Source organism: Bacillus sp. MMSF_3328, assembly GCF_030733525.1.
In the GTDB taxonomy this organism is placed as follows: domain Bacteria; phylum Bacillota; class Bacilli; order Bacillales; family Cytobacillaceae; genus Bacillus_AB; species Bacillus_AB infantis.
Genome location: NZ_JASHIV010000007.1, coordinates 182,243 through 207,288 on the forward strand (window position 1 = coordinate 182,243; position 25,046 = coordinate 207,288).

The 25,046-nt window shown below is 44.8% G+C and carries 28 protein-coding genes; 17 read left to right on the forward strand and 11 right to left on the reverse strand.

Annotated elements, in window-relative coordinates:
• The first annotated feature begins 22 nt into the window (after window positions 1-22).
• Together RBB45_RS14170 and RBB45_RS14175 are read left to right on the forward strand one after the other, a co-directional pair.
• Complete coding sequence (locus RBB45_RS14170; protein WP_306009769.1) at window positions 23-742, forward strand: GNAT family N-acetyltransferase; 720 nt, start codon at window positions 23-25, stop codon at window positions 740-742.
• Between the two features lie 101 nt (window positions 743-843).
• Entirely contained in the window at window positions 844-1,302 is a 459-nt protein-coding gene (locus RBB45_RS14175) for an SAM-dependent methyltransferase (RefSeq protein ID WP_009794514.1), read from the forward strand.
• Between the two features lie 52 nt (window positions 1,303-1,354).
• Here the strand turns inward: RBB45_RS14175 and RBB45_RS14180 are convergent, their stop codons facing one another.
• Window positions 1,355-3,133: an extracellular catalytic domain type 1 short-chain-length polyhydroxyalkanoate depolymerase gene (locus tag RBB45_RS14180; protein ID WP_371931593.1), complete on the reverse strand. Its 1,779-nt coding sequence runs from the start codon at window positions 3,131-3,133 to the stop codon at window positions 1,355-1,357.
• 135 nt (window positions 3,134-3,268) lie between these two features.
• On the opposite strand from RBB45_RS14180, the gene RBB45_RS14185 reads away from it, so the two are divergent.
• Window positions 3,269-3,925, forward strand: coding sequence for a hypothetical protein (locus RBB45_RS14185; RefSeq protein ID WP_009794512.1), 657 nt, complete (start codon window positions 3,269-3,271; stop codon window positions 3,923-3,925).
• A 469-nt stretch (window positions 3,926-4,394) separates the two neighbouring features.
• On the opposite strand, the gene RBB45_RS14190 is transcribed toward RBB45_RS14185, so the two are convergent.
• Window positions 4,395-4,949: a hypothetical protein gene (locus tag RBB45_RS14190; protein WP_022544563.1), complete on the reverse strand. Its 555-nt coding sequence runs from the start codon at window positions 4,947-4,949 to the stop codon at window positions 4,395-4,397.
• 154 nt (window positions 4,950-5,103) lie between these two features.
• On the opposite strand from RBB45_RS14190, the gene RBB45_RS14195 reads away from it, so the two are divergent.
• On the forward strand, window positions 5,104-6,387 hold the full coding sequence (locus tag RBB45_RS14195) for a S41 family peptidase (RefSeq protein ID WP_306009771.1): 1,284 nt from the start codon (window positions 5,104-5,106) through the stop codon (window positions 6,385-6,387).
• Window positions 6,388-6,435: 48 nt separating this feature from the next.
• Here the strand turns inward: RBB45_RS14195 and RBB45_RS14200 are convergent, their stop codons facing one another.
• Window positions 6,436-7,362, reverse strand: a complete 927-nt coding sequence (locus tag RBB45_RS14200; RefSeq protein WP_306009772.1) for an RNA polymerase sigma factor — start codon at window positions 7,360-7,362, stop codon at window positions 6,436-6,438.
• A 196-nt stretch (window positions 7,363-7,558) separates the two neighbouring features.
• On the opposite strand from RBB45_RS14200, the gene RBB45_RS14205 reads away from it, so the two are divergent.
• Entirely contained in the window at window positions 7,559-8,122 is a 564-nt protein-coding gene (locus tag RBB45_RS14205; RefSeq protein ID WP_101548707.1) for a hypothetical protein, read from the forward strand.
• Between the two features lie 64 nt (window positions 8,123-8,186).
• Here RBB45_RS14205 and RBB45_RS14210 read toward each other — a convergent pair whose 3' ends face one another.
• Entirely contained in the window at window positions 8,187-8,924 is a 738-nt protein-coding gene (locus RBB45_RS14210) for a MerR family transcriptional regulator (RefSeq protein WP_148949957.1), read from the reverse strand.
• A gap of 91 nt (window positions 8,925-9,015) precedes the next feature.
• Here RBB45_RS14210 and RBB45_RS14215 point away from each other — a divergent pair, with 91 nt between their 5' ends.
• Both RBB45_RS14215 and RBB45_RS14220 read left to right on the forward strand, forming a co-directional pair.
• Window positions 9,016-9,720 (forward strand): CPBP family intramembrane glutamic endopeptidase, encoded by a 705-nt coding sequence (locus RBB45_RS14215; protein ID WP_148949956.1) that lies wholly within the window; start codon window positions 9,016-9,018, stop codon window positions 9,718-9,720.
• Window positions 9,721-9,807: 87 nt separating this feature from the next.
• Window positions 9,808-10,263 (forward strand): NUDIX hydrolase, encoded by a 456-nt coding sequence (locus RBB45_RS14220; protein WP_306009773.1) that lies wholly within the window; start codon window positions 9,808-9,810, stop codon window positions 10,261-10,263.
• A 40-nt stretch (window positions 10,264-10,303) separates the two neighbouring features.
• On the opposite strand, the gene RBB45_RS14225 is transcribed toward RBB45_RS14220, so the two are convergent.
• The 3 genes from RBB45_RS14225 to RBB45_RS14235 form a co-directional block, all read right to left on the reverse strand.
• Window positions 10,304-11,950 (reverse strand): hypothetical protein, encoded by a 1,647-nt coding sequence (locus RBB45_RS14225; RefSeq protein ID WP_306009774.1) that lies wholly within the window; start codon window positions 11,948-11,950, stop codon window positions 10,304-10,306.
• 2 nt (window positions 11,951-11,952) lie between these two features.
• Window positions 11,953-12,729, reverse strand: coding sequence for an ABC transporter ATP-binding protein (locus tag RBB45_RS14230; protein ID WP_306009775.1), 777 nt, complete (start codon window positions 12,727-12,729; stop codon window positions 11,953-11,955).
• 635 nt (window positions 12,730-13,364) lie between these two features.
• Window positions 13,365-13,973 (reverse strand): lysozyme inhibitor LprI family protein, encoded by a 609-nt coding sequence (locus RBB45_RS14235; protein ID WP_306009776.1) that lies wholly within the window; start codon window positions 13,971-13,973, stop codon window positions 13,365-13,367.
• Window positions 13,974-14,285: 312 nt separating this feature from the next.
• Here RBB45_RS14235 and RBB45_RS14240 point away from each other — a divergent pair, with 312 nt between their 5' ends.
• Window positions 14,286-14,705 (forward strand): universal stress protein, encoded by a 420-nt coding sequence (locus RBB45_RS14240; RefSeq protein WP_009794492.1) that lies wholly within the window; start codon window positions 14,286-14,288, stop codon window positions 14,703-14,705.
• 56 nt (window positions 14,706-14,761) lie between these two features.
• On the opposite strand, the gene RBB45_RS14245 is transcribed toward RBB45_RS14240, so the two are convergent.
• Entirely contained in the window at window positions 14,762-15,454 is a 693-nt protein-coding gene (locus tag RBB45_RS14245; protein WP_165352629.1) for an LrgB family protein, read from the reverse strand.
• A complete protein-coding gene (locus RBB45_RS14250; RefSeq protein WP_306009780.1) occupies window positions 15,427-15,828 on the reverse strand; it encodes a CidA/LrgA family holin-like protein in 402 nt (133 codons plus the stop codon). Before RBB45_RS14250 ends, RBB45_RS14245 begins: the two co-directional genes overlap by 28 nt.
• 159 nt (window positions 15,829-15,987) lie before the next feature.
• On the opposite strand from RBB45_RS14250, the gene RBB45_RS14255 reads away from it, so the two are divergent.
• The 9 genes from RBB45_RS14255 to RBB45_RS14295 all read left to right on the forward strand — a co-directional run bounded on the left by RBB45_RS14255 (window position 15,988) and on the right by RBB45_RS14295 (window position 23,558).
• Window positions 15,988-16,425, forward strand: a complete 438-nt coding sequence (locus RBB45_RS14255; protein WP_306009777.1) for a MarR family winged helix-turn-helix transcriptional regulator — start codon at window positions 15,988-15,990, stop codon at window positions 16,423-16,425.
• Window positions 16,426-16,538: 113 nt separating this feature from the next.
• Complete coding sequence (locus RBB45_RS14260) at window positions 16,539-17,342, forward strand: hypothetical protein (protein ID WP_306009778.1); 804 nt, start codon at window positions 16,539-16,541, stop codon at window positions 17,340-17,342.
• A gap of 12 nt (window positions 17,343-17,354) precedes the next feature.
• Window positions 17,355-17,990 (forward strand): DUF3885 domain-containing protein, encoded by a 636-nt coding sequence (locus RBB45_RS14265; protein WP_009794487.1) that lies wholly within the window; start codon window positions 17,355-17,357, stop codon window positions 17,988-17,990.
• A 158-nt stretch (window positions 17,991-18,148) separates the two neighbouring features.
• Window positions 18,149-19,339: a YhgE/Pip domain-containing protein gene (locus RBB45_RS14270; RefSeq protein ID WP_022544556.1), complete on the forward strand. Its 1,191-nt coding sequence runs from the start codon at window positions 18,149-18,151 to the stop codon at window positions 19,337-19,339.
• A 44-nt stretch (window positions 19,340-19,383) separates the two neighbouring features.
• Window positions 19,384-19,923 carry a PadR family transcriptional regulator gene (locus tag RBB45_RS14275; protein WP_009794485.1) on the forward strand — a complete coding sequence of 180 codons (540 nt, stop codon included), beginning with the start codon at window positions 19,384-19,386 and terminating at the stop codon, window positions 19,921-19,923.
• A 270-nt stretch (window positions 19,924-20,193) separates the two neighbouring features.
• On the forward strand, window positions 20,194-21,069 hold the full coding sequence (locus tag RBB45_RS14280; RefSeq protein ID WP_009794484.1) for an SMP-30/gluconolactonase/LRE family protein: 876 nt from the start codon (window positions 20,194-20,196) through the stop codon (window positions 21,067-21,069).
• Window positions 21,070-21,219: 150 nt separating this feature from the next.
• Window positions 21,220-21,792, forward strand: a complete 573-nt coding sequence (locus RBB45_RS14285; RefSeq protein ID WP_009794483.1) for a class I SAM-dependent methyltransferase — start codon at window positions 21,220-21,222, stop codon at window positions 21,790-21,792.
• A 15-nt stretch (window positions 21,793-21,807) separates the two neighbouring features.
• Window positions 21,808-22,494 (forward strand): response regulator transcription factor, encoded by a 687-nt coding sequence (locus RBB45_RS14290; protein ID WP_101548729.1) that lies wholly within the window; start codon window positions 21,808-21,810, stop codon window positions 22,492-22,494.
• The gene (locus RBB45_RS14295) at window positions 22,491-23,558 is read left to right on the forward strand and encodes a sensor histidine kinase (RefSeq protein ID WP_483861646.1); all 1,068 of its coding nucleotides are present in this window, start codon (window positions 22,491-22,493) and stop codon (window positions 23,556-23,558) included. Before RBB45_RS14290 ends, RBB45_RS14295 begins: the two co-directional genes overlap by 4 nt.
• Window positions 23,559-23,829: 271 nt before the next feature.
• On the opposite strand, the gene RBB45_RS14300 is transcribed toward RBB45_RS14295, so the two are convergent.
• Window positions 23,830-24,282 carry a DUF305 domain-containing protein gene (locus tag RBB45_RS14300; RefSeq protein WP_306009779.1) on the reverse strand — a complete coding sequence of 151 codons (453 nt, stop codon included), beginning with the start codon at window positions 24,280-24,282 and terminating at the stop codon, window positions 23,830-23,832.
• A 79-nt stretch (window positions 24,283-24,361) separates the two neighbouring features.
• Entirely contained in the window at window positions 24,362-25,042 is a 681-nt protein-coding gene (locus tag RBB45_RS14305; protein WP_253618858.1) for a response regulator transcription factor, read from the reverse strand.
• Window positions 25,043-25,046 lie beyond the last annotated feature (4 nt).

Sequence of the window (25,046 nt, forward strand, 5' to 3'; positions counted from 1 at the left end):
GCGCCTTTGAGGAGGGCCGGAAATGGATGAAGTATTCAAGAGTCTAAAAAAAGCAGGGATCCATTACATAAAAAATGATCAAGAATTCATCTTAGAAATGTTTGAAGATCAAATAAACAATCCCCATGAAGCAGACACAGCCATAAAGAAACTTATTACTAATCTAACTGCCTTTAAAGAGAGGCGTATCTTGTTCGAATGCCCTAGAACTCTCCTTGATCAATTGATGTTCACAAAAAGGAAAATGGTAATGACTGGAGAAAGAGTCATTTACACCAGGGAATTTACTGAACCTATCAATCAACCTGCAGCCGGTTATGAAGTATGGTCCATTCAGCACGAGGAATCAATCGCTTTCCTGTCAGAGGTAATGGGCAGGAGTTTTAACGATACTAGAAGATTTTTAACGGGCATGCAAACAGAGTTGCCCTCACAGGTAAACAATATGTACACAGTACTGATGATTGCAGATGAACCGGCTGGCGTTGTTTTTCCCCACCTGGAGCCTGATACGGATAGACAAGGGCGCCTCTTTTGGATTGGCATGCACCCGAAATTTTTGGGGAAAGGGCTGGGGCAGAGGCTCCATCTGCTGGGGTTATATAGACTGAGAAATGATTTTAAAGCAGGATCGTATCTTGGTGCGACGAAAATTGATAACACGCCGATGAGAAAAATTATGATAGCGAATGGTTGTACTCAGAACAAAAATACGGTCCTATCATTGGAATATAATTTATAAGTAACAGGAATCTGTCACTTTGTTTCACTAAGAAATACCTCTTCCTCATATAAAAAAGAAAATAAACAGTTTCCTCTCATCGTTAAGAAAGGGGCAGTGCTATGATTACAGTAAATCCTATCGGGATTGCATATAATGAAAGACACGAAATAGAGGACGATTACTGGGGCGAAGTGGTCAGCAGGATCGTGCTGGACGATTCTCTGCCAGAAGACGGGCTCGACGGAATTGAATCCTTCTCCCACTTAGAAATCATTTATCATTTTCATCGGGTGGATCAAAGTAAAATAGTGCCTGGTGCAAGGCATCCCAGAAATGACAGCAGCCTCCCAAAAGTGGGGATCTTTGCTCAGCGCGGCAAAAATAGACCGAATCAACTAGGCCTGACAACTGTGAGGATAGTCAAAAGAGAAGGCAGGGAACTGACCGTCACTGGGCTTGATTGCATCAATGGGACGCCGATTCTTGATATCAAGCCGGTGATGGAGGAATTCCTGCCTAAAGAGCCTATCAGCCAGCCAGATTGGTCCCATGAGATTATGAAGAATTATTGGGACTGAAGTTCAAAGGGAAAAAAGAGAGATCAGCAGTTCCTGCTGATCTCTCTTTCATTCAGTTGGCGCGATTTACTATTAGAACCGGAGAAAGATCTCCATTCCCGCCTCCATAAAAAAGGACGGAGTTCTGATTAAAGCTAGCTGCCGTTGCTGCTTTTAGCCTGAACTGAGTCTTGCCGCTCCGGTTGATTTGAGCCAGTGCGCTGGCCGGGATATCTATATCAATGTAATTAGAAACGGCGGCCGGCTGAAAACTGGCTATATCGGTAAGTGTGGCTGCGGCGGAATAATCGTTTTGTTCGATTGGGGCAGATCCAAAAGTTCCGTTCTTCATGTCGATTTTTACATCAGTGACTGCCCCTGTGATCAATTTTGTATACAGGCGCAATTTTGCTGACCCAATCGCTGTCTGTCCGAGCGTGCTTGTGTCAAAGGATAAGATCCCTCTGAAGGTATCAGTATTGTACATTCCTTTATCGCCAGCCTTGATGTCCCCGGAGCCTTTGCCATCTGCTGTGAAGCGGCCGGCAAACCCGCTTTCCCCTGAGATGGCGCTGAATGTCAGCGAGTCCCCGGGAGGAGCATCTTCTTCGATGATATATACTTCTTCTTTGACAGACTCTCTTTGCCCGGAGCTGTCCTGGCTGAAAAACTTAAGGGTCGTATCGTCGTAAATGTAAATCGGTCCCGTGTAGAGTGTGGATTGTGCTGTAGGATTCGAACCGTCCACTGTGTAGTAAGTGGATGCTTCTTTATTGGTCTGGAGCTCTACATAGACAGGCTGATTATAGGTTCCGCCTTTAGGGCTTGCTGATGTAGCAGGGGCATCGCCGGCATCTCCTCCATCATCACCGCCTGCAAATGAATGGAAAAATTCCCACATCATCCGGCTGGCATCAGGGCCCTGTGGATCCGTATAGCTGCCTTGCACATTTCCCCCTGACCAGGCATGCCCCATGCTTTGGACAGTGACTTTTTTCATCCAGACTCTGCCGTCCCCAGCTTTATAATGGCTGACAGTGTAGCTTTTTCCGCCAGGAACGTTTAAGTTCTCGGTTTGGTCCGGCTGGTCGTCGATCCAGCCATCCACTTTGCCGTTCTGTGCTAAGTCGTTTGTCACTGCCCATTGGGTGATGACCTGGTTTCCATTTACCGGTGCGACTGTATAGTCCGAAGTTCCGTGAAACACTATGACTGGCATGGTGTCTGCCTGGCTTCCCATTGCCTGATAGGCAGCCCTCCCCTGGCGCACAGGGTCAGGGCCGCCGCTCGACATAGCCGTAAAAGCTCCGGTCATGCTGGTTGCAGCCTTGTATTCAAGACCCGCTCCCACCCCAATTCCAGAGAAAAGGTCAGGATATGCGGCCCCCATGATCACGCTCATCGCTGCACCTGCTGAGAGACCCGCCGCATACACCTGATCTCCTTGGACTGAGTAATTATTTTTAATAAGATTTACCATCCCGGCGATAGCAGCTGGTTCCCCGCTGCCGCGCGACTGGTGGGCTGCCTCGAACCAGTTCCAGCACTTATTGGAATTGGCGCTGCTGGTCTGTTCAGGATACAGTACCAAGAACCCTTTTTCATCAGCCAATGCATTCATCTTTGTCCCTGTCGCAAACTGGCTGGCATCCTGTGTGCACCCATGCAGCATGACATATAACGGATAAGACTGACTTTCATTGTACTGATCAGGAACATACAATTTATAAGGCTTCCCTGCATAGGTGCCTGTAATAAATTGTCCTGCAGCCTTTGAATTACCAGGAAGCAATGTGACCGAGCATACAAAAATCAAAACGATTAAACCAATCCAGGATTTTCTGCGAGCCATCAAAACCATTCCTCCTTTTCATTCTTCGGGTCTAGTGTAGGAGGGGGGAGTTACAATGAAGTTACAGTATCCAGGAAGGGATTGAGCATTTTTTGTTGAATTTTATATTGATTAATATATAGAGGCGGGTTTGAATTGAAAATAAAGTTAGGGTGCTTACACGCCCATTTTTCGAATATCGAATACATTGAGAAAGCCTTTGCCCCATATGATATGGAACTAATACATTTTGTTGATCCTGCATTAATATATCGAGTTACATCAGATAGGAGCTTCAAAACTGCAGACGCACGAAATAAAGTAAAGGAACAGATAGAATGGATAGCCCAATGTAATGTTGATGCCATACTGGTTACTTGCACAAACTATATTACTATTCTATCGGAAGAACAACTTTCAATTTCTGTGCCTATCATAAAGATTGATGAACCCTTCTTTGAGTCTGTCTGTAAAGTAAAGCGGGCACAGACAATCGTATTTACAAATCCTGCAACAGTCAAAGGAACTTTAGAGCGTCTGAATCAATATGCACACAATCATCAGAAATCGATTGATATAGAGGCAAAGGTAATCAACAATACTTTTGAATTGATAATGCAAGGGAGAAAGCACGAATATAACCAAGAAATTTCCAAGTTTTTGCAAGGGATTATTCTGGAAGATAAAATAATTTCTGTTGCTCAACTATCTATGGTCCAAGCATCCAAAGAAATTAAGCATAAGTCTAAAACTATAATTAATCCCTTGGATACATTAGTCTCTTCCGTGGTCAAAAAGTTGAAATTAGAATGAACCAGGGGGACAGGTCCCTTGGCTCTTTTTTGGCTGGGCCAGGGGGACCTGTCCCTGCATGGTTACATATTTATATCATTTTCTGGTGTTCATTTTTCGTCTGATTACCTATTTGCAGACCTAATTGAATTTGCAAACGACAACAGTATTTCAATAACTAAAACAAAAGATTATCGGGTGATTGAAAAATAATGCTGTTAGAAAGAGGGGCCTGCCCTTGAAGCCTTTTAAAGATAAGATCTATTGGACGCTGATGCCTGTAGCATTAATTATTAGTTTTGTAATCATATTTTTTCTCCCAATAAAGAATATCTACGCATATATGACCCCATTAGTATTTTGGATTGTTTATTATATCTGGACTTATTTTGATGAAAAACGCAATAACAAACAATAAGGTTTCTTATCGGCCTATTTGATCCGGCACTTTTGCCCAGCAAAAAACAAAGGGATGGAATACTCCATCCCTCTATCCATTATTCTCAATAATATCCTCAACAATCTCAAACGCCTTCTCCTTAGTCATTCCCTCTCTCAATGAAAACTCAATATGATAAGAACCTTTCTCGAGATTGAAGAATGCTATTAGCATATCTGTGTCAGCCGCAATCTCTCTATAATGGACATCCACACCGTTCATCGTTTTAATCTTGCTGTCAATTTCACCATCAATGATCTCGAAATTGCTGTAGGTGATGATGAAAAGCCAGGGTTCTCCATCATAAAGTCCATATAGAACCTTCGAATCCATTGTATTCTCATATTTTTCGATATACTCTTTGTCTCTTAACTTACCCTTTTCTTTTGAATAGACCACAACCAGGTCCTTCTTGTCACCTGTTGGCGGATATTTAACCTCAGCCGATGTGATGGAATACTGTTCATATTCAGGAATAAATACATCAGTCTCAAATTCATCGCCAGCCTGCTCTTGAAAAGAATTGGCTCCTCCGTCCGTTTGAGAGGAACAGGCACTGGCAATTAACATTAATCCAAGCAGCAAAAGACTCATTCTCCGCTTCAATTTCTCAGCTCCCTGTTTTTTTGGATGCTGTTATATATTAACATATTATTCCAAATAATTTAAAGGAAGAACAGTTTATACCTCTTAAGAAGGTCAAACCTTTCATGATATAGAATAGGTAATATAAGGAAAAACATGAATACGGAGGATTAGAATGGAACAGATCTTCAGAGACATTGTTGAAATAATGCATCACGACTATGCGGGGTGCATCGATAAAAAAGGATATGATCATCCGGAGGCTTATCTTGAAAAACTACAGCTTTTAAAAGAAACCAATAAGCTGACCAGGGAGCAGTTTGCAGATATAGTAAGAGACTATTTATTGGACTTTCAAGACCACCATATTTACTTTGCTGACAGCTCGGCGGAAAAAAGAAAGCCGGTGGACAGAGGATTCCAGGTCAGGCGATATAAGGACTGCCTTTATGTTACCGGGGCGAAAAATGAACAAAAATTAAATGCCGGCATGGCGATTATTTCGCTTGGGGGCTTCACCATCCCGGAACTGAAAGAAAAGCACAGCCGGCTCTTGAAGGCTAACCATCCCGAACGGGAAGACTGGATGCCGATCCTTTCGCTGTATGAATATGGCGACATACAGGATGAGCAGGGGAATGTTCGTAAAATTACTTTCAGTACTTATGAAAAACCAGGATATACGCCAGCCTATACTGTGGAAAAGGTGAATCAGGATACATTGCTATTCACCATTACTGATTTTGCGGATCCAGATGCCATTGTAAAACTGGTCAAAGATAATAGGGATATTATTGAATCAGCAGACCAATGGATAATAGATGTTCGGGTCAATTATGGCGGAAGCGACTCCAGCTATTATCCTCTCATGCCGTATATCATGCCTGAAGAAGGTGTGGAGCTCGCTGACAGAAAGGACACGATGCTGTTTAACTGCACCCATTTGAACGCCGGCAGATTCTTGGCGGAAACGCTCCCGGTACTGGAAGGCATCCAGGGGGAAGAGGCACAGCAATTCCTTAAGGTCTTTATTCGGGAGTGGCAGAGGAATAAAGGAAAAGGGTTCGTTGAGTTTAATTTTAAAGACATTGTGCCTGACACCTTTGTGAAAGGCACCAAAAATCCTAAATTAGTTGCTGTATTGTCAGATTACATGTGCGGCAGTTCTGGTGACTCCTTTGTTGAGCTTTGCAAAAAGTCCAGCAAAGTCCGGGTCATCGGCAGGCCGACAAAAGGATTAAATGATTATGCCAACCTCATAAGCAAGCACTGGGATGAAGGGTTCCAATTCATGTATCCCACCTCAAGGCTGTCCCGGATTGATAGAGGCATGGGGATGACAGGCAAAGGGATAGCGCCGGATTTGTATGTCCCGTGGACACCTGAGCACTTGAAGCGGGATGTTGACCTGGAGAAGGCGATAGAATGGCTGTCATTGGAAAAAAGTACATTCAGGTAGGGCAGATTTTACAAGAGAAAAAGACAGACCTAAATCTGCCTTTAAAGATTACTTCGCCCAATCCACAGGCGGCTTAGTAAGCTGTGCCGGCACACCTAGTTCCTCTGCGGCCGCCAGAATGAATTCTTTACGGAAAAAATAGCTTACATGCCTGACAATTTTTCCGTTTTCGGTTTCCTGGTACTGAATGTCATGGATGAACGGGCCTTGTCCTTCGTCGGCAAAAACAATAATAACCGGCTTGCCCCAAAGTATGCGGGACTCGGCCCTGTATCCAGGCAACCCATAGCGCAGCGAGCCATTCCGCATTTCTTCTTTGCTAAATTCTGCGAAGCCTAAAGGTGCTTCATTTTGTGCCTGGTCACTGATCAGATCCAGGACTGCTTCGACATCGCCTTCGTTTAAGGCCTTTAAATAGGCTTTGATGACCGGCTCATTTTCATGGACGAAGCGGTGATCCTGAGTTTCCGGATTGTTATGCTGCTTCAATTTTTCCTTCATCCTTCTCGTTGTGGCATAAACGGCTCCCGGCGTGGTCCTGGCCATGCCAGCCACTTCCTCTGCCTTGAACTGAAAGACTTCAAACAGCAGGAATACGGCAATCTGCCTTGGTTTGAAAAGCTCAACAAGGCAGCCGAGTGCCTGCTGAAGCTCCAGCGTCTCCGTAAATTCAACCGCTGGGATATCTCCTTCGTCTAATGTGCCAAGATTTCTTTTCTCCCTGCGGCAGTGGTCGATCCATATGTTGGTGGCCATCCTGTACAAATAGGATTTTGTATTTGTCGGATGCCATCTCTGAAATAATCCGCCCAATGCCTTCAGCATCGTTTCCTGAAACAAATCCTCGCCATCCCACGGGGATCCGGTCAGATAACGGCAATAATTCCATAGCTGCCCTGAATGGGCCTGTGCCATTTCAGAAAACATTTCCTTCAGTTCGCGTGCTTTGCCTGCTAATTCTTGTTCTGTCACCATATAATCAGCTCCTTTATTGGTAGGACGAATAGGTAGGGCGAAATTGTACGGTAAAAATGAAATTTTATCAAAGCTCATTTTAAGTCTACATCGCCTGCTCATTGATGCCCAGTATTCTTTTGTATCGCCAAAAAAGTTGAAACCTTTCTCATGAAAATCCCTTCTAATATTTAAAGAAGCCAAAAGGAGAGGTTAAGTGAATAAATATTTGATCTTAGCTGTTTTTCTGCTGTTCACTATTCTAACGGCAGGCTGTCAATCGTCCCATTCTGTCGATAACAGAGACTTAGAAAAATATGAAGTTTCTCAGACCAGCGATGAAAACGTTCAAGGTGACTTTATCTTCCGGATTAAAAGTGAAAAGGGAGAGTACGAAGTAGGTGAGGACATAGAGTTATATGGGGAAATTGAATATATAGGGGAAAAAGAAGAGGTCACAATCTATCATTCTTCCTCAGCTGTCTTGTTCCCGATGCGGGAAAAGATACGGGGGTATGAAATAGGAAGTGCAGTTAATGACATCGGATTATCAACAACCATTAAAAAAGGAAAGCCTTATCGGGAAGAGTACGGAAAAAGCGGCAGCTATAGTGAGGATCAGGATCCTCAAGACTATGTTAACTTTATGAAGGAGTTCCTGAATGCCTCCGGCTTTCCCGCCGGTTATTATGTGGTTCAAGGCTCTACTGATTTTAGTGTTGAATCCGGAGAACATGTCAGGGTAAAGGGGACCGTCGACTTTAAGGTAATGAAAAAATAAAGGGCTATCCAGCCGCAATGATTCAGCCTTGATCTTTCTCCTTTCCAGCTATGTACCATTGAGCTTAGCTGCCAGCCCTTGAACCCGCATAAGCCAAACAGCGCTCCACAAACTCCAGCACCTCTTCTGAAACAGGATAGAGCCCAGTTTCCTCGGCAGGCATTTTCCTGACTTCCCAAAATTGGTCCATCAGTTCTGTATCTCCCTGGAAGCTTTTATTTGATAGATGGATTAATTCAGAAGCAATTTCAAAGCCTTCCTCGGACTCGGCTGGAATGTGGTTTTCCACGCACCATTCAATCCTTCGCAGCAGAGAAATATACTGCTGGGTGGTCTCATCATTGCTGCCCAGGCTTGGGATTGTTTTTTCCAGGAACGCTTTTTCCTCTTCCTGAAAATAGTCGGTCCATTTCTTAGCGCGCTTTTGTGAATTTTGTATAAGCTCGGCAACATGATCCCAGGATAGTGACTCCTCCAAATCGGTCATATTGATCAGGGATGCTGTGTTGGAGATGCTGGCTTGGAGCTCTGAGAGCTGCTCCTGCAGGTGATTATAGTGGGATACTAAGATTTGTTTATAAGAAAGCTGTTTCAGTACCTCACGGATCTCCTCTAACGGAAGTGAAAGGGACTTAAGAATCAATATTTTCTCCAATGTGAATAAGTCTTCCTCTGAATAATACCGCTTTCCATTCTCATCTTTAAATCCCGGGGCCAGAAGGCCGATCTGATCATAATAGCGGAGTGTGCGAACGGAAATATTGCGCTGCTTCGCTGCTTCTCCGGTTGTCCAAAGTTTCATCGGAACTCCTCCTAAAAAAAGCTTGCAGGTTACGTTGCGTCACCCAATATAGTTAGATTATACCATTTGAAAAAAGAAAGAGGGACGGAGAATGGGAGAGGATCAATTGAACTGGAAAAAGCAGGACCCCTGGGGCTGGAGAGAATTCATTTTATTAATGCTGCTTGAATTTATTATTGTAATTGGAGTCGTGAAGCTTATTGTACAGCCTCTTTATGCCGAGTGGCTTAAAGACGATTTATATGCCGGGACATTAACCGGATTAACCATAGCTGTTATTTTAATGGCAGGGGTATACTTTATAGCCCTCCGTCCAAAAAGACTTTCCTGGAGAGAAGCAGGGGTAAAAGCATTCAGCTCCAAGGACTGGAAGCTTATAGGCCTATATTCAGTGGGTTTGCTGATTGGCGCCGTCATCATTGTCGTGCTTACCAGTTTCATAGGAAACTCGTGGGAAAACAGCAAAACTGAGGCCATGCAGCAGAACGTCACTTTTTTCACAGTACTCATTGCCTTCATTTCTGCTGCTGTCATTTCGCCCATATATGAGGAAATCTTCTACCGGGGCTTCTTGTATCGCTGGCTGCGGACACGGATGGGGCTGACGGGGGCGCTGCTGCTCAGCTCGCTGATCTTTACCATCATTCATATCCCGACCTATAACGTCATGCCCGTCAATTTCTTCAGCGGCATTCTTTTCGCCCTGGCTTACGAGCGGACAGGCTCCATCTGGCCTCCGGTATTAATTCACGGGCTGACGAATGGATTTATGGTGTTGCTGACTAGTCTTGGATAATGGGTGGGATTTTTGAATTTAAAAAAGAAGGGGACTGGATTGAGAATGTGGAAATATACTCCATGTAGAAAGGAAATGGAGGAGACTATGGGGTATATAGAAGATTTACGCAGTGTTGTAGGCAATGAGCCGCTCATATTGGTTGGCGTTGCAGTAGCGGTCATCAATGATATGGGAGAATTTTTGCTGCAAAAAAGGATTGACGGCCGCTGGGGCGTTCCCGGGGGATTCATTGAATTAGGCGAATCCACTGAAGAAGCAGGAAGAAGGGAAGTCCTGGAGGAAACCGGCATTGAAATAGGCAGGCTTGATTTGGCCGGCGTGATTTCAGGAAAAGAGCATTATGTGAAATTACCGAACGGGGATGAATTTTATCCCGTGACAATCGCCTATATCTCGAGGGATATGAAAGGCGGCGTTCTTAAAGCAGACGGTTTGGAAACGACTGAGGCAAAATTTTTCAGAGCAGATGAGCTGCCTGAAGGGCTGAATCCTATGATAAAGAATCTTATAAAGCAATATGCACAATCTTTATCGCAATAAAAAAGAAGCCGCCAAACCATGGCGGCTTTCTTCTGCCTTCCTACTCAAGAACATCCTTCCAAGTAACCCTAAACGCCAGCTTCCAAAAAACCGCCAGATATATAAGGGCAACTGCCATATACAGATAGATTCCATACGGCAGCAATGTGCTTAAGTAGTGCAGTCCGGCAAATAATCCGGCAAACAGCATCAGTCCGAATATAATCACACCATTGCCGTTCTGATTATACTGGTCAAAAGACTCCGAAAACGGAATCGCTGTTTTCAGGAACATGAAGCAAAGGACCGCATAGGTACAGGCATTGATAAACACGACAACCAGATCCAGCACAACCCTTGCCCCGAAAAGCAGGACAAACAGGACACTCAATATAGAGTAGATCGGCAGATGCAATTTAAGGATAAATGCCTTTATCGTTCCGCTGAACATGGGGCCAAGCTGGTCTAAAGGCGCGGCTCTGAAAATCCAGCTCCCTTTATATTTACCTGAATACTTCAGGAGGAGCATGATGGTCGGGATGATGATCATGCTGAAATAGATAGATAAATATGATTTGCTGCCTTCCAGGCGGCTTAGGTCTGTATCAAAACTGCTGAATATCATTAGAAACGGAACGACGATGGAAAACCCTAATGAAGGGTACACCTTCAGCTTGAAATCCCGTTCATTTTTCATCATGCTGCTGGCAAATTTAAAGAATGCTCTTTCTTCCTTTGAGCGGCAAAGCACCTTAAGGAGGAATCGGCCGGTTTTGCTCCGCTTCTTTTGCTTAGCACTGCCGTGATAGGCAAGCTTCTGCAGGTTTTGCTCAAAAGACGAATTGAATTTCGTATAAATCCAAATGCTCAGGAACGGAACCACGATACTTAAAGCTGTAAAGATGATATAGAACGGCTGGAAGCGGCCGTTCAGCACCAATTCCATATTGGCTCCAAACCACATCGGGAAGATGAATACCTGCCACCATTCAGGCTCCAGTGAGACGGTGAAATCAATGATAGCAAAGGAGCGGATCAGCAATTGATAGCCGACCATGATCATCAGGGAAAGCCCGATCTGGACATAGTTAATAAGATCTTTTAATTTCTCCCCATCAAAGAATTTCAGGAATGCGAGATAGATAAGCGCAGTCAATCCAACGATAAACAGGTCAATCAGGATGATATTGATGACTGCGGTCAGGAAGAATAAAGGCCCAATGTTAAAAAGCCCGACAAACAATGGTATTGTGGCAAGTGCGATGGTAAGAAATGATAGATAGATGACAACATGAACCATTTTCGCTGTATTGATCGTTTTGCGGTCAACAGGCTTCGGAAACAGGATATTCCGATCGCGTATGTCCAGCAGGACCGTCGAAAAATCGGAAATCATCGCTGTCATGACAAAAAAGGTGAAAATCCCATAAAAAAGGCTCATTTGAAAAAGATAATTCTCACCCATCAGCAGAAAGGGAATCATGAACAGCCCGAATAAAACATAAATCCATAGTGATTTTATATACTGATTGCTCTTTTCCTTGTCTTCTGCCTTCCTCGCATTCTGCGCAAAAACGGTCGGCACACGGCGCCCATCCATCGTCAGCTTTACTTGCAGGATCATTCTCATAACCTTGTAGTCTACGCCAAAGCGGCTGAACATCCATTCAAAACGGTCTAATATTTTGAGAGTCTGAAAGTCCTGCATCCTTACATCTCCCCTACAATCGAAACAAATCTCGCACCCAGTTCCTTATGCTCGCTGAACCCAGTCAGCTGGTTGAAGATCTGCTCAAGCGAGCCTTCCGTCTTTTGCTGCAGTTCTTCAAAGGTGCCATCAGCAGCAATCCGCCCATCATGAAGGAGGATGATGCGGCTGCTGATCTTTTCGACCACATCCATAATGTGAGAAGAATAGAAGATCGTTTTGCCCTGCACAGCCAGCTGGGCCATAATCTCTTTAAAAATCATGACACTGTTCGCATCCAGGCCATTGATGGGCTCATCAAAAAACAGGAGGTCCGGATTATGCAATAAGCTTGAAATGATGAGCAGCTTCTGCCGCATGCCCTTTGAATAAGAAGCAATCCTGGAATAATAGACCTCCCCAATGCCAAACAGCTCCATCAAGGCCTTAGCTTTATAGCTGGCAAGGTCAGAATCAATGCCGTACAGCTCGCCGATAAACGTTAAATACTCATGGCCCGTTAAATTGTCATAAACCTCAGCAATTTCAGGCACATAGCCGATTTTCCTTTTATAATCAATCTTCCCATCCGATATATCCTGGCCGAAGATCTTTACCCCGCCTGAATACCCGTCCTCAATCCCCAGCATAATTTTCACAGTCGTACTCTTTCCGGCACCATTCGGTCCGATATAGCCAATGATCTCCCCGCGCTTCACCTGTAAAGAAACACCTTTCAGCACAGGCTTCGATCCATAGCTCTTTTTTAGGTCTTCAATCTCTAATATGATGTCTTCCATACCACTAACCCCATTTCAAAATAATTCCATTTAGTATTAGTGTAACATTAGGTGCTGGGGGGCTAAAGGGTGGATTGGGAATTGTTTCATTTTTTCAGTTGTTTACGATCTTTGGAAGGATGCCATTGAACGAGTTGAGCAAGGGGACTTTAGGTTGGAAAGTGCGGGAGGAAGTCCTGTAAGAGGCATTTAAAAGAGGACTTTACTGACCCAGAGTGATTCGGGGAATTGTCATGAGTCACTCATGAGAGAGATTTCCGCCCCAGAGTGCCTCGATGAACCGGAATGAGTCACTCAAGAGAGGGAAACCTGCCCCAGAGTGCCTAAGAGAACCGATATGAGTCACTCAAGAGAGAGAACCCCCACCCCAGAGTGCCTCAAAGAACCGGTATGAGTCACTCAAGAGAGTGAATGCCCACTCCAGAGTGCCTCAGAGAACCGATATGAGTCACTCAAGAGAGAGACCCCCTGCCTCAGAGAACCGATATGAGTCACTCAAGAGAGAGACCCCCTGCCCCAGAGTACCTCAAAGAACCGGTATGAGGGATCTCAAAAAAACAAAAAAGGCATTGCTCAGCGCAATGCCTTAGGATACTTCCTTTTTTCAGTTTATCAGCAATCCCGCCAAGGAAGAATCAGTTCATATAATTTTCGACCAGTTCATAGCATCTTTCTTCTGTGAGATCGGCCAGGACAGCGACATATTCTAAATGTTCCTGCGTGCCTCCTTCATACTTGAGGGATGCCTCCAATGCGCGGGCGTCACGTTCCTTTAGCCAGTCGCGCTGTTCTTCTCTTAAGGATTCCATCTCTTCTGCCGGAAGCCGCTCTTGTAGAACTCCATAAATCTCATTCAGCCTTTCATCCCAGATTTCCCAACGGTCATTTTCTACTTTTTTCAAAGCGTATGTTGATGAATCTGCCGCTTCTAATGCGTCTGCTTCTTTTTTGCTGTTATTCAGTTTTTGGAGATACTCTTCCTTCAAGCTATCTTCGGTTTCATTGGCGGGAGGGTCTTCTTCTTTTTCAGATGCTGTGTCATCTGTATTCGTGCTGCCGGTATTTGTGTCATCTTCTGCAGAGTCTGCACCAGAAGATTCATGCTCTGCATCTTGAGACGAATCATTATTCTGCTGCTTCTCGGACTCATCGTTTGATACACCAGCTGAGCTTTCACAAGCCGCTAATAGCAGTACTAATAAAACAGCAAATATGGCTATGTAATGTTTGCCTTTGTTTTCCATGTTAAAAAACCCCCTCTTTTAATTCATAACGCATTCTGGCGCCCAGTTAATAGATTTGGCTTCCTATTATACTGTAACATTATCTCTTTTATCTGGGAAAGCGGTGGGGGGAATAACGAAAACTCCTTGTCCGGATGGATCTATCAGTCCTGCTGCCAGTGTGTTCCGAAATCAGGAGAGCAATCTTTCATTTTTTTTATCCTGCGTCATAGCTATTTAGCATATAAATAGATACAATCATTAATAAGTTGTAGGAAAGGCTTTATATCTCGAAATAAAAGCGCTTTCAATTTAATATCAGGAGGTTATCAAATGTACCAAAAGATATTATTAGCAACAGATGGTTCAGAGCACAGTAAAAGGGCTGCTGAAAATGCCATCCATATCGCCAAATGCAGTTCAGGTTCCAGGATTGAAATCGTCTATGTCGCCGATCCTGATAAAGCCAAGTCGGAAACGCTGAGCCACTGGAATTCTGCCAATCTTGGCGAGGGGAAAAAGAGGCGGCTGGCTGAAGTTGAAAAGCTTGCAAAGGAATCCGGAGTACAGTATGAGATCATTGTTCTGGATGGAGACCCGGGCCCATGCATTGTCGACTATGCCAATAAAAATAAAGCTGATATCGTAATCATCGGCAGCAGGGGGCTGAATGTCCTGCAGGAATTCGTTCTGGGAAGTGTGAGCCATAAGGTTGCCAAGCGGGCGGCCTGTCCGGTGCTGATTGTGAAGTGAGCTGCGGCTTTGCATATAAAAAAAACCTGCCTTCCAAATGGATAAGCAGGCTTTCTTTAAATATGGAACAGCCACACAATAACCGGACCAAACACGGATCCAAGAAGGGCGCACAGGGTCATCGAAACAGAGCTCATGGAGACGCTGACTTCGCCGTACTCGGACGCTTTTGAGGTGCCGAGTCCGTGTGAGGCGCTGCCGAGTGCGATGCCGCGGCCAAGCGAGGAGCGGATCCGGACCCACTTGATGATGGAAGGGCCTAATAGGACACCTGAGAAGCCGGCGAGTGTGACAAAGATGACGGTCATGGAAGGAATGCCTCCAATACCGTCTGCAATCTGCATGGCAACGGGCGTGGTGATCGATTTAGGGATGAGCGACAGGATGAGCTCGTGGTTCATCCCGAGCAGCATAGCAAACAGCATGCCGGTGATCATCCCGGTGAAAAGACCCGTGAACACGCCGCCAAGTACTGGCAGACTGTATTTTTTCAAAACTTCGCGCTGAGTATAAAGCGGATAGGCAAGGGCAGTCACAGCAGGGCCAAGCAAAAAGTGGATCCATTTCCCGCCTGTCATATACTCTTTATACGGCACATGAAGTCCTGCAAGCAGGGCGACAATAATGATGGTAGAAGTCAGGACTGGAATGAATACAGGATAAGAATATCGCTTATATACGGAAGCCATCACCATATAGATGGTGATGGTCGAGAAAATCATCAGGATTGCGATAATAAGGCTTTGCACGCTTTTTTCTCCTTTCGTTTATCGGCACGGTTTTCTAAAAACTGGCTCATCAGGCCTGCAGCGGCAATCGTGGCTATCGTGCTCACGACAACGATGGCAGCCAGTACTGCTCCGGTAGCGGAAAGCAGGCTCGGATAATTGACGACACCTGCCATCGACGGGATGAACAGGAGAGGCAGGATCGACAGCAGGAAGCTTGCTCCGTCTTTCACAAAGATGACCGGCACAATATGAAGCAGCAAACAGGCAAGCAGCAGTAAGAGTCCTATGATGCTGCCTGGTATTGGTATATGGAAAGCCCGCTGGATCACATCACCCGTAAAGGTGAAGGCGTATAGTACACAGATTTGGAGGACAATATGCAGCCATTTCATGATAGTCATAGCCGTCCTGGAAAATAAGAACAGCGTTCCTCCTTTCAAAATCACTTTACTTTTCAGATAAATGTTTGTATAGTACAAGTATATATTTGTATTATACAAGCATTTTAATCTTTGTCAATCTATGTGCCACTCATACTAGGAGATGAAAGCATGTCAAAAGAGAAACAAAACGACGTTGAACTAATAGAATACGAATTGGCGACCTTCATCCGCAAGGCAGTCTATCTTGAGCAGTCGGAAAAGAAGATCGGCCAGCTGGAGCGCTCAGCCTATCTGCTGCTCAGACAGCTTGATGAATTCGGCCCAGCCCGCGTTAAAGAGCTTGCTGAAGCATTTAAGCTTGATATCTCGACATTGTCCAGACAGGCTGCGTCACTTGAATCAAAGGACCTTATCAAGCGCTGTTCCGATCCAAAGGATGGCAGAGTAAGCGTATTTTCGATTACAGACCTGGGAAAAGAAAAACTGGCAGCAGATATCGCAAACCGAAGGGCCCATTATTTCAAAGTTCTAAAGGACTGGACAGAAGAAGAAAAGGAGATGTTCGGAAAGCTGGTTGTCCGACTCAATACTTCGTTCTTTGAGTAGCTTTTAAGAATTGAAAAAAAGTAAGCGCATCCATACCCGGAGCCGACAGGGAATTTTCATCTGCTTTCCCTTTGATATAATAAGAGAAAAAGAGTGAAAAAAGAGGGAATCTTATGCTTCTTTATAAAATATCAGCATACCTGATGCTTGCCGGCCTGATGTGCCTGCTTGGCGATGGTATATGGATCATCAGCAGCTATGAAGACCCTGCTCCTTATCCGTTCGCCGCCTATCTATGGCTCTTTGCCGGAGTTCTTCTTATGCTCATATCTTTTACTTTTATGGAAGTGCTGAAGGGGAAGGCCGGCGGAAGCGATTCAGGCTTCCCTGGTTCTAAAAGAAAAGATATGAGGGAATATATCCAGCCTTTAGCGGCAAAGGCACAAAACGGTGATAAGCGTATTTGGGCTTTGCTGATTGCCGTGACAATCATCCTGGCTGCGGTCTTTTTTGCCTTTCCGGGTTTTCCGCTGCTCGATGTAGTTTTCACAGTGATCCCGGCAGCTGTTGGAGCCGGCTTCGTTCTATATATGGCGAAAGCCGAGCCGGAGGAAGACGATGAACCAGGCAAAGCTTACCGCTGGCTGCGTTTCATTGATTACCGCAGGCATCCGTTGAGCCTCGCCCTCCTGGTATTCATTCTGATGAACTTGTCATTGCTTTTATCCAAAAAATACGGAATCAGCCTTGTGATTGATCAGGAAGGCTACAGCCCTTATGCCACCTCGCTCAGGACAGAATTCCATCTCAATGCCGCTCTCCTGGTGTCCTGTGCCTGCCTGTATATCAACCAGCACGCCCCATTTCTCGGCTTTCATCAAAAAAACACCAGCCATATGGTCGTAGTCGGAATTCATTTTTTTGAGATTCTGGTCTGCGGTGTTGGATTGTTTGTGCTGATTTTGAGCTGGTTTTAGGAGGTTATACTGATGGAAGTCAAAGCTTACTTGGAGAGGACTTTCCCTAATCTTATATTAAAGCCGAGCCTTTACTCCCAATGGAATATTGGCATCCACTTTGAACTCGGGAACGGAATCTATCAGTTCAAGGAAGATGGGGAATTGAACCTGGATCTGTTCGAGACTGTATACAGCCAGGCATGCTCCATTTTTATGTCACTTTTTTCGGAAGAAGATGAAATGGCTGTTGCTTTAAATATCTATCATCCCGAAACGGACAGAACGACAAAAAGGCCAACAAAGGTGTTTGGTCATTACTTAATAAATAAGAAGCTTAAATATAAAATCATACATGAAACTCTTAAGCATCTGCTTAATGATGAAGAGGCCGGGTATACTTCCCGATATTATCTGAAAGGCAGAAAAAGTGATTTTCATTGCCGCAAGCTTATTGAAGCAGCCTGCAATGAAGACTTCCTCCTGAAGCCAAGGTTCGGCAGTGCGGAGGTTTCCTATTATCCTGATATTTTTTTCATTAACATGACGAGGGATATTATCTTTTTCATCTATGATGACCGCGGATGTGAGGTTATTGCAGCCCGGACTGATAGCTTAAGGCAGCTGTATGGTGAATATAGCGAATGGGTTGATGAATATCATATGTGACTGCAAAGAGTGCTTAATTGCGCCTCTCTTTGCAGTTTTTTTTATGTTGACTTTCCCAAAAAGATACAATAAACTAACAAAGTACTCAAATTAAAGTACTTTTAATAAAGTATATTAGTAAAAGTAATATAAATTTCACAGAAGGAAGGAAAGCAATAATGAAATTTACGCAGTTTCTAAAAACACGAGGGGCGATCGCATCGATTTTTATGGGGATTTTTTATGCAGCTGCGATGCTTGGCATCTTTCTCCCAGGCTATTCTGCGATTCCAGGGAATGTCGATCAAATGCCGATTGCGATAGTGAACGAAGATGCCGGCACTTATGGTGCCCAGATTGCCGGGCAGCTCCAGGAGAATCTGCCTTTTAAAGAAATTGAAACAGATATAAGCAATAAGCAGGCCATTAAAGACCTGAATCATAATGACCTGGCTTTAGTTGTGCGAATTCCGGAAACCTTCTCTGCGGATCTGCAAAAAGGTGAGGGATCGACAGGGATTGATTTTACAATTAATGAAGCCTCGGCCACTACCGTTTCTTCTACTATGAAATCTGTCGTCGGTGAAATTAACAACCAGCTGCGCAGCCAATTCTCACAGCAAACCGCACAGGGTGTGCTGATGAACTTTAATCTGCCGGAAGACCAGGCAGCAGAGATGGCTAAAAAAATTGAAACAGCGTATAGCGGGAATGTCATTTCAATCAATAAGATTCCAGCTGGCATGAATAATAATATGCTGCCGATGTTCTTGACAATGGCCGGCTATGTTGGTGCGATGATTGGTGCGATGCAGCTGGTCGCCGCTTTCAGGGAAAGCCGCGGCAAAGCAAGTAAAACCAGGCTGTTTCTTTATGTGCAATTAACAGCTCTTCTGATCGCTGTTGTATCATCGGCTGTAGCCGTCGGAGTGGCTTATCTGGTCAATGAGCCAAGCGGCGATCTGTTCTTCGGCATCGCCGGCCAGCAGATTTTGAACTATATGGTCTGCTTCAACTTCACAGCAGTTCTGGTTTTCCTGATCGGAGAGGGCGGCATGGTGTTGAACCTGCCAATCCTGCTGATGCAGACATTGGCCAATGGCGCTACGATCTCAAGGGAAATGATGTATGCTCCATTCCAATGGATGAGCCATATTTCTCCTATGTACTACTCTGTGCAGGCATATATGGCCAATATGTACAGCAGCATCAGTCCGAGCCCGTACCTCTGGTCCATGGCTGCAGTCGGAGGTGCTGCCATGCTGATCAATATCGCCATTGTTGCGTTCCTTCACAAACCGGCGCCGGTCGTGATTCCAGAGCTTGACGCAAGTGATTCCCTCAAGGCTGCAGGTGAAGTCACCGCCTAGTTTTGCTATGATATGAAGAGAGTCTTCTTCCAGGAGGATATAGTATGTCCATACAAATTTTCATATTGAGCAAACTGATGGAGGATAATAATTATCCGTATAAATTAAAAAAACAGCTTTCCGAACCGATCCCGCTCGATCAGCTGAGCGGGCTGACGGAAAGCAAGCTGTACTACCACTTCGATACACTGGCGAAGCAGGGCCTCATTGAGACAGTCGAAATCATCAAAGAGGAACATCGCCCTGATAAGCAGGTGTTCGGTATCACAGCAAAAGGCCGTGAAGAATTGCCGAAGAAAATCTACAAGGAATTCGAGAAATCCACTGGGATCGGGGAGATGGTCGTCGCGATCGCCAATATTAAATATGTGGACCGCGGCAAGGTCATCACCATCCTGGAAAAAAAGCTGGACGCCATCAAGGCCCGCTGGGAGCAGATCAGCAGCATAGACGCCGAGAAGCATGTCGGCGAGGCACAGCAGAATATCAGAGAATTCATGGAAGGCTATGTTTCCACCAGGATGGAGCATACGATTCACTGGCTGGAAGAGCTGATCAGGCGGGTGGAGCGAAAGGAAATTTAGCGTTCCAGGAGAGAGCTGGAGCCACTATTTCAGAGACAAGCCGGAATAGTGGTTCCAGGTAAGAGAGCTGGAGCCACTATTTCAGAGACAAGCCGGAATAGTGGTTCCAGCTAAGAAAAAAAATTGATAAATGCCCCTAAAGATGCCGCACTTCAGGCTGCCGACTAAGTCGGCAGCCGTTTTTATATTGTTAGCTCATACGTTTCCAGCCGATTCCTCCCGGGAAAGTCTATAATAAAGTAAATTCTTATAATTGACGAGGTGTTAAGAATGGGAGAAGCGGAATTAGTCCTGGACGCAAAAGCCACATTGGGAGAAGGCCCATGCTGGGACGCAGAAAAGCAGTTACTATACTGGGTGGATATCAAGGAGAAAAAGGTGAATATCTTTAACCCGGCTTCAGGAGAAAACCGGGAGATCCAGCTGGATCAGAATATAGGCACGATTGTTCCGAGAAATGCGGAGGAAGCGGCAGTTGCGTTGGAGGATGGCCTTTATCTTCTTAACTTAGAGACAGAGAAGCTCACTTTAATAAAAGAATTAGAGAGCGATATTCCTTCTAATCGTTTTAATGACGGCAAGTGTGATCCTGCCGGCCGGTTCTGGGCAGGGACGATGGACCAGCAGGGGGCAGGTGCTGAAGGGGCGCTGTACTGTCTGGATACCGATCAGCAAGTTGAGAAAAAGTTAGATCAGCTTGGCATTTCGAATGGCCTAGCGTGGTCACCGGATAACAGATTCATGTATTTCATCGATACACCAACCAAAAAGATCAGCCGCTTTGATTTTGACCTCGGAACGGGGGCAATTGAAAACCGCACTGAAGTCATCAGCTTTCCAGAAGGAGACGGTGCACCGGACGGGATGACGATTGATGGAGAGGGAATGCTGTGGATTGCCCACTATGGCGGCGGCAAGGTATCGAGATGGAATCCTCATACAGGCAAGAAGCTGTCAGAAATAAAGGTCCCTGCCAAGAATGTGACCTGCTGTACATTTGGGGGCGAGGACTTAAAGGACTTGTACATCACCACTGCAAGAGATGGGCTGAACGAAGAGCAGCAGAAAGAGTATCCATTGTCAGGCGGGCTGTTCAGGGTAAAAACGGATGTGAAGGGAAGTCCGGCTTATTCTTATAAAGGTTAAAATCTGAGCTGCCATTAAGGCAGCTTTTTTAGTTTTCCAGCCCATACTACTATATAAGCATCTTAATAATTCTTAATAAATTCCCCAAGAAATTCTTCAGGTTTTGAATTTATGCTAAAGGTATAAATTCGACAGATGGAGTGAAGCGAAATGAAAGGGCATGTATTTCTGCAGCAATATTTAAAGCATCCAAGAAAAGTTGGGGCACTCTTGCCAAGCTCCGGCTATCTGGCTGAAAAGATGGTCAGTGATCCTGCATTCGGGAGCGCTAAATTGATTGTTGAGTATGGCCCTGGAACAGGCGTGTTCACCAAAAAGATCCTGGAATACAGAAACTCCGATGCCACCGTCCTATTGATCGAAAACAACTTGGAATTTTATTCTTTGCTGAAGGAAAAATATCAGAATGAAGATAATGTGATTATTGTTAACGGGTCGGCAGAGAAGATAGATTTTTATATTGAAAGCTTCGGACTTGGAAAGATTGATTTTGTCATCTCCGGACTGCCCTTTGCAAGTTTGCCTGAGCCTGTGTCCCATGCTATCTTAAATAACACCAGAAGGCTGCTGGGACCTGAAGGGCGTTTCATCACCTTTCAATATACAATGCTGAAAAAAGCATATATAGAGCAATTCTTTAAGAATATTGACATTAAACGGGAGTACCGCAATTTTCCGCCGGCTTATGTACTGAGCTGCAGCAACGATAAACTAGAAGTATGATGGGATGTGTTACGGGTGGATGGCAATATTTTAATTGTGGACGACGATAAAGAAATCAGGCATTTGATTTCGGTATATCTGGAAAACGAAGGACTGAAGACAAGTCAGGCGGAGAACGCGCTGGACGCTTTAGGCAAGCTGGAAGAGCAGGCATTCGATTTGATTATCCTGGATATCATGATGCCGGAAATGGATGGCATAGAAGCATGCATGAAAATCAGGGAAGAGCAGCATATGCCGATCATCATGCTCTCGGCGAAATCGGAAGATATGGACAAGATCCAGGGATTGACCTCAGGGGCAGACGATTATATATCAAAGCCGTTCAACCCTCTTGAGCTGATCGCAAGGGTCAAATCCCATTTGAGAAGATACAAGAAATACAATACAGAATCAGAAGCAGATAAAAATGTGATTGTAATTGGCAGCCTGGAGATCAATACAGATACAAGGCTGGTGTATGCAGGCGGAAAAGAGATCAGACTTACCCCGAAGGAATTTGATATCCTCGAGCTGCTTGCGAGAAACAAAGGGATTGTCATGAGCGTCAGCAAGATTTACGAGTCCGTCTGGAAAGAGGACCTGCTGAAATCGGACAACACAGTCATGGTCCATATTACAAAAATCAGGGAGAAAATCGAGGAAGACCCTAAGCATCCGATTTATATCAAAACCATCTGGGGCGTGGGATACAAGATATGATGCTGAAAAACAGGCTGTTTTTTAAACTTCTCGGGTCTATCGCCATCAGCTTTGTAGCATCTTTCCTGGTGATGGTTCTGCTATCTCAAATGATTTTCAGAGTGTACGATGTGAAATTTCTGACAGAACTGAGTGTGCCGATTTACAATGTCACCATGTTCCTGTTTTTTACAATCATTATTTTAAGCTTCATTCTGGTGTTCCTTTTGCTGGTACGCAAGAAAATCTTCTATTTGAAGATGATCAGCGATCGTGTCCAGGAAATAGCCGGAGGACAGCTGGGCCTGACCATCCATATCAAAGGGAAGGATGAACTATCCCAGCTCGCCGGTAATATCAATTTTATGTCCAAGGAGCTTGAGAGCAGATTTGAGCATGAAAGAAGCCTTGAAAACGCCAAGAATGAACTGATCACCAATGTTTCCCATGATTTAAGGACTCCGTTAACCTCGATTATCGGCTATCTGGATCTCTTGAGAAAAGGGCAATACCAGGACAGCACAGAATTAAAGGAGTATCTGGAAACAACCTATTCGAAATCACAAAGGCTGAAATCACTGATGAATGAGTTATTGGAATACACACGGCTGGCCAGTCCTGATGTTCTCTTGAATATGGATAAGGTTGACCTCTCAGCTTTATTAAGGCAGATGGCCGGCGAGTATATGCCCATCATGGAACGGGAGCAGCTCACCGTTCATTCTTCTATTACAGGAGAGCCTGTCCGGATTTTAATGGACGTGGAAATGATGGTGCGGGTTTATGAAAATCTTTTCTCGAATAGCATAAAATACAGCACGAAACCCTCTTCAATAGAACTCTCTCTAAATGCTGAAGGCTCCATGGCCGTACTGAAAATTTCCAATAGGACGGATAAGCCTCCTGTTGCCGACTTGAATCAATTATTCGACCGGTTTGTCGTAGGCGAAAAAGCGAGAACAGAAAACCAGGGAACAGGTCTGGGACTGGCTATTTCCAAAAGGATCGTTGAGCTGCATGGCGGGAAGATCTACGCGGAATACGCAGAGGGCTGGATGACAGTTGTGGTGGAGCACCAGATATAGCTTTGGGGCTGGAAGAGTCAGTAAGGATTTTTCTCGGAGAAGGAGCGGGCCAATCCTTTGGCGGTGCAGCAATTTTTCGTATTAAAAGCCCGTTCAGCTCCAGGCTCATTCCCAATACTTCTTCGTCAAGAAAATCCAGGATTTTGCCAGAAGCAGCCCGAATCATTTCTTTTCGGATTTTATCTATGTTCTATAAATTTTCTTCTTCTGAATCTTCTCGTTCTGTTTTACCTGAAAAGGAAAAATCAGCCTGCCAGGCTGATTTTTTAAATTATTCCTCATCTTTAATATCCTCAATAAGCTGCTTCATTTCATCGATTTCCCTAACCTGCGCTTTAATGATCTCATCTGCAAGCTTCCTTACTCTTGGATCCGATATTTGTGCACGCTCGCTAGTCAATATTGCGATGGAATGGTGGGGGATCATACCTTCCATATAATCGACATCATCCACAAGCGCCTGGCTCCGGATCAGGAACAGCGATAAAAAGAATAAGAGGATGCTGCCAGTCAGGATGCCTATGTTGGCTTTCTTGTTTTTCAGCATATTTCTCATGAAGAGAAGCATGATCACAGCCATGGTTGCCCCCATCAGCAAAGCCATGTATGCGCGCATCTCGCTGAAGAAGATATGATCCGCCTTAAAGGTGCTCCAATATTTAAAAAGGAACATAATAATGGTAGAGGTCACGACCATTCCGGCAAATTTCCAGTATGGTTTCAATTCTGCTCACTCCTTTTCTTCAATTGGGGTTATAGGTTAAATCCCCTTTAAGTTTGCAGAATGTGTGCATACTTTCCTTTTATTTTATTTTCCATTGATAGCCAATGCCCCATACGGTTGCCAAATGCTCTTCTATTGGAAAGGAAGCCCCCTTTAATTTTTCGCGCAGATTCCTTACATGAGAGTCTACCGTCCTGATTTCTGTGCTGGCATTAATATCCCATGCGACTGCCAGCAGCTGATCCCGTGTATATACGCGTTCAGGATGTTTCATTAGTGTTTCGAGCAGCAGGAATTCTTTTAAGGTCAGCGAAACGGCTTTCCCTTTATACTTTAATGTATAAGAATCCATATCCAGTTTGAAATCCCCGCGGATCACTTCTTTTGCCCCATGCTGGATTTGCTGCCTCCTGAATAAAGCATTTACCCGGGCGAGCAGCACCCTCTCATCGAAAGGCTTGGTCACATAGTCGTCGGCTCCGCAATCAAATCCTTTGATCATATCCAAATTGTCGGTCCTGGCTGTGAGCATAATTATGGGGACATTCGAAAATTCTCTGATTTTCCGGCATGTCTCCAGACCGTCCAGCTCTGGCATCATAATGTCGAGCAGCAGCATGTCAACATGTGTACGTTTAACCAGCTGGATTGCCTCATATCCGTCATTCGCCCTCAGGCATTTGTAACCATGCGGTTCCAGGAACAGGGCCAGCAAATTCTTCATCCGTTCCTCGTCATCAACAAGCAAAATGGTTTTCAAAAAG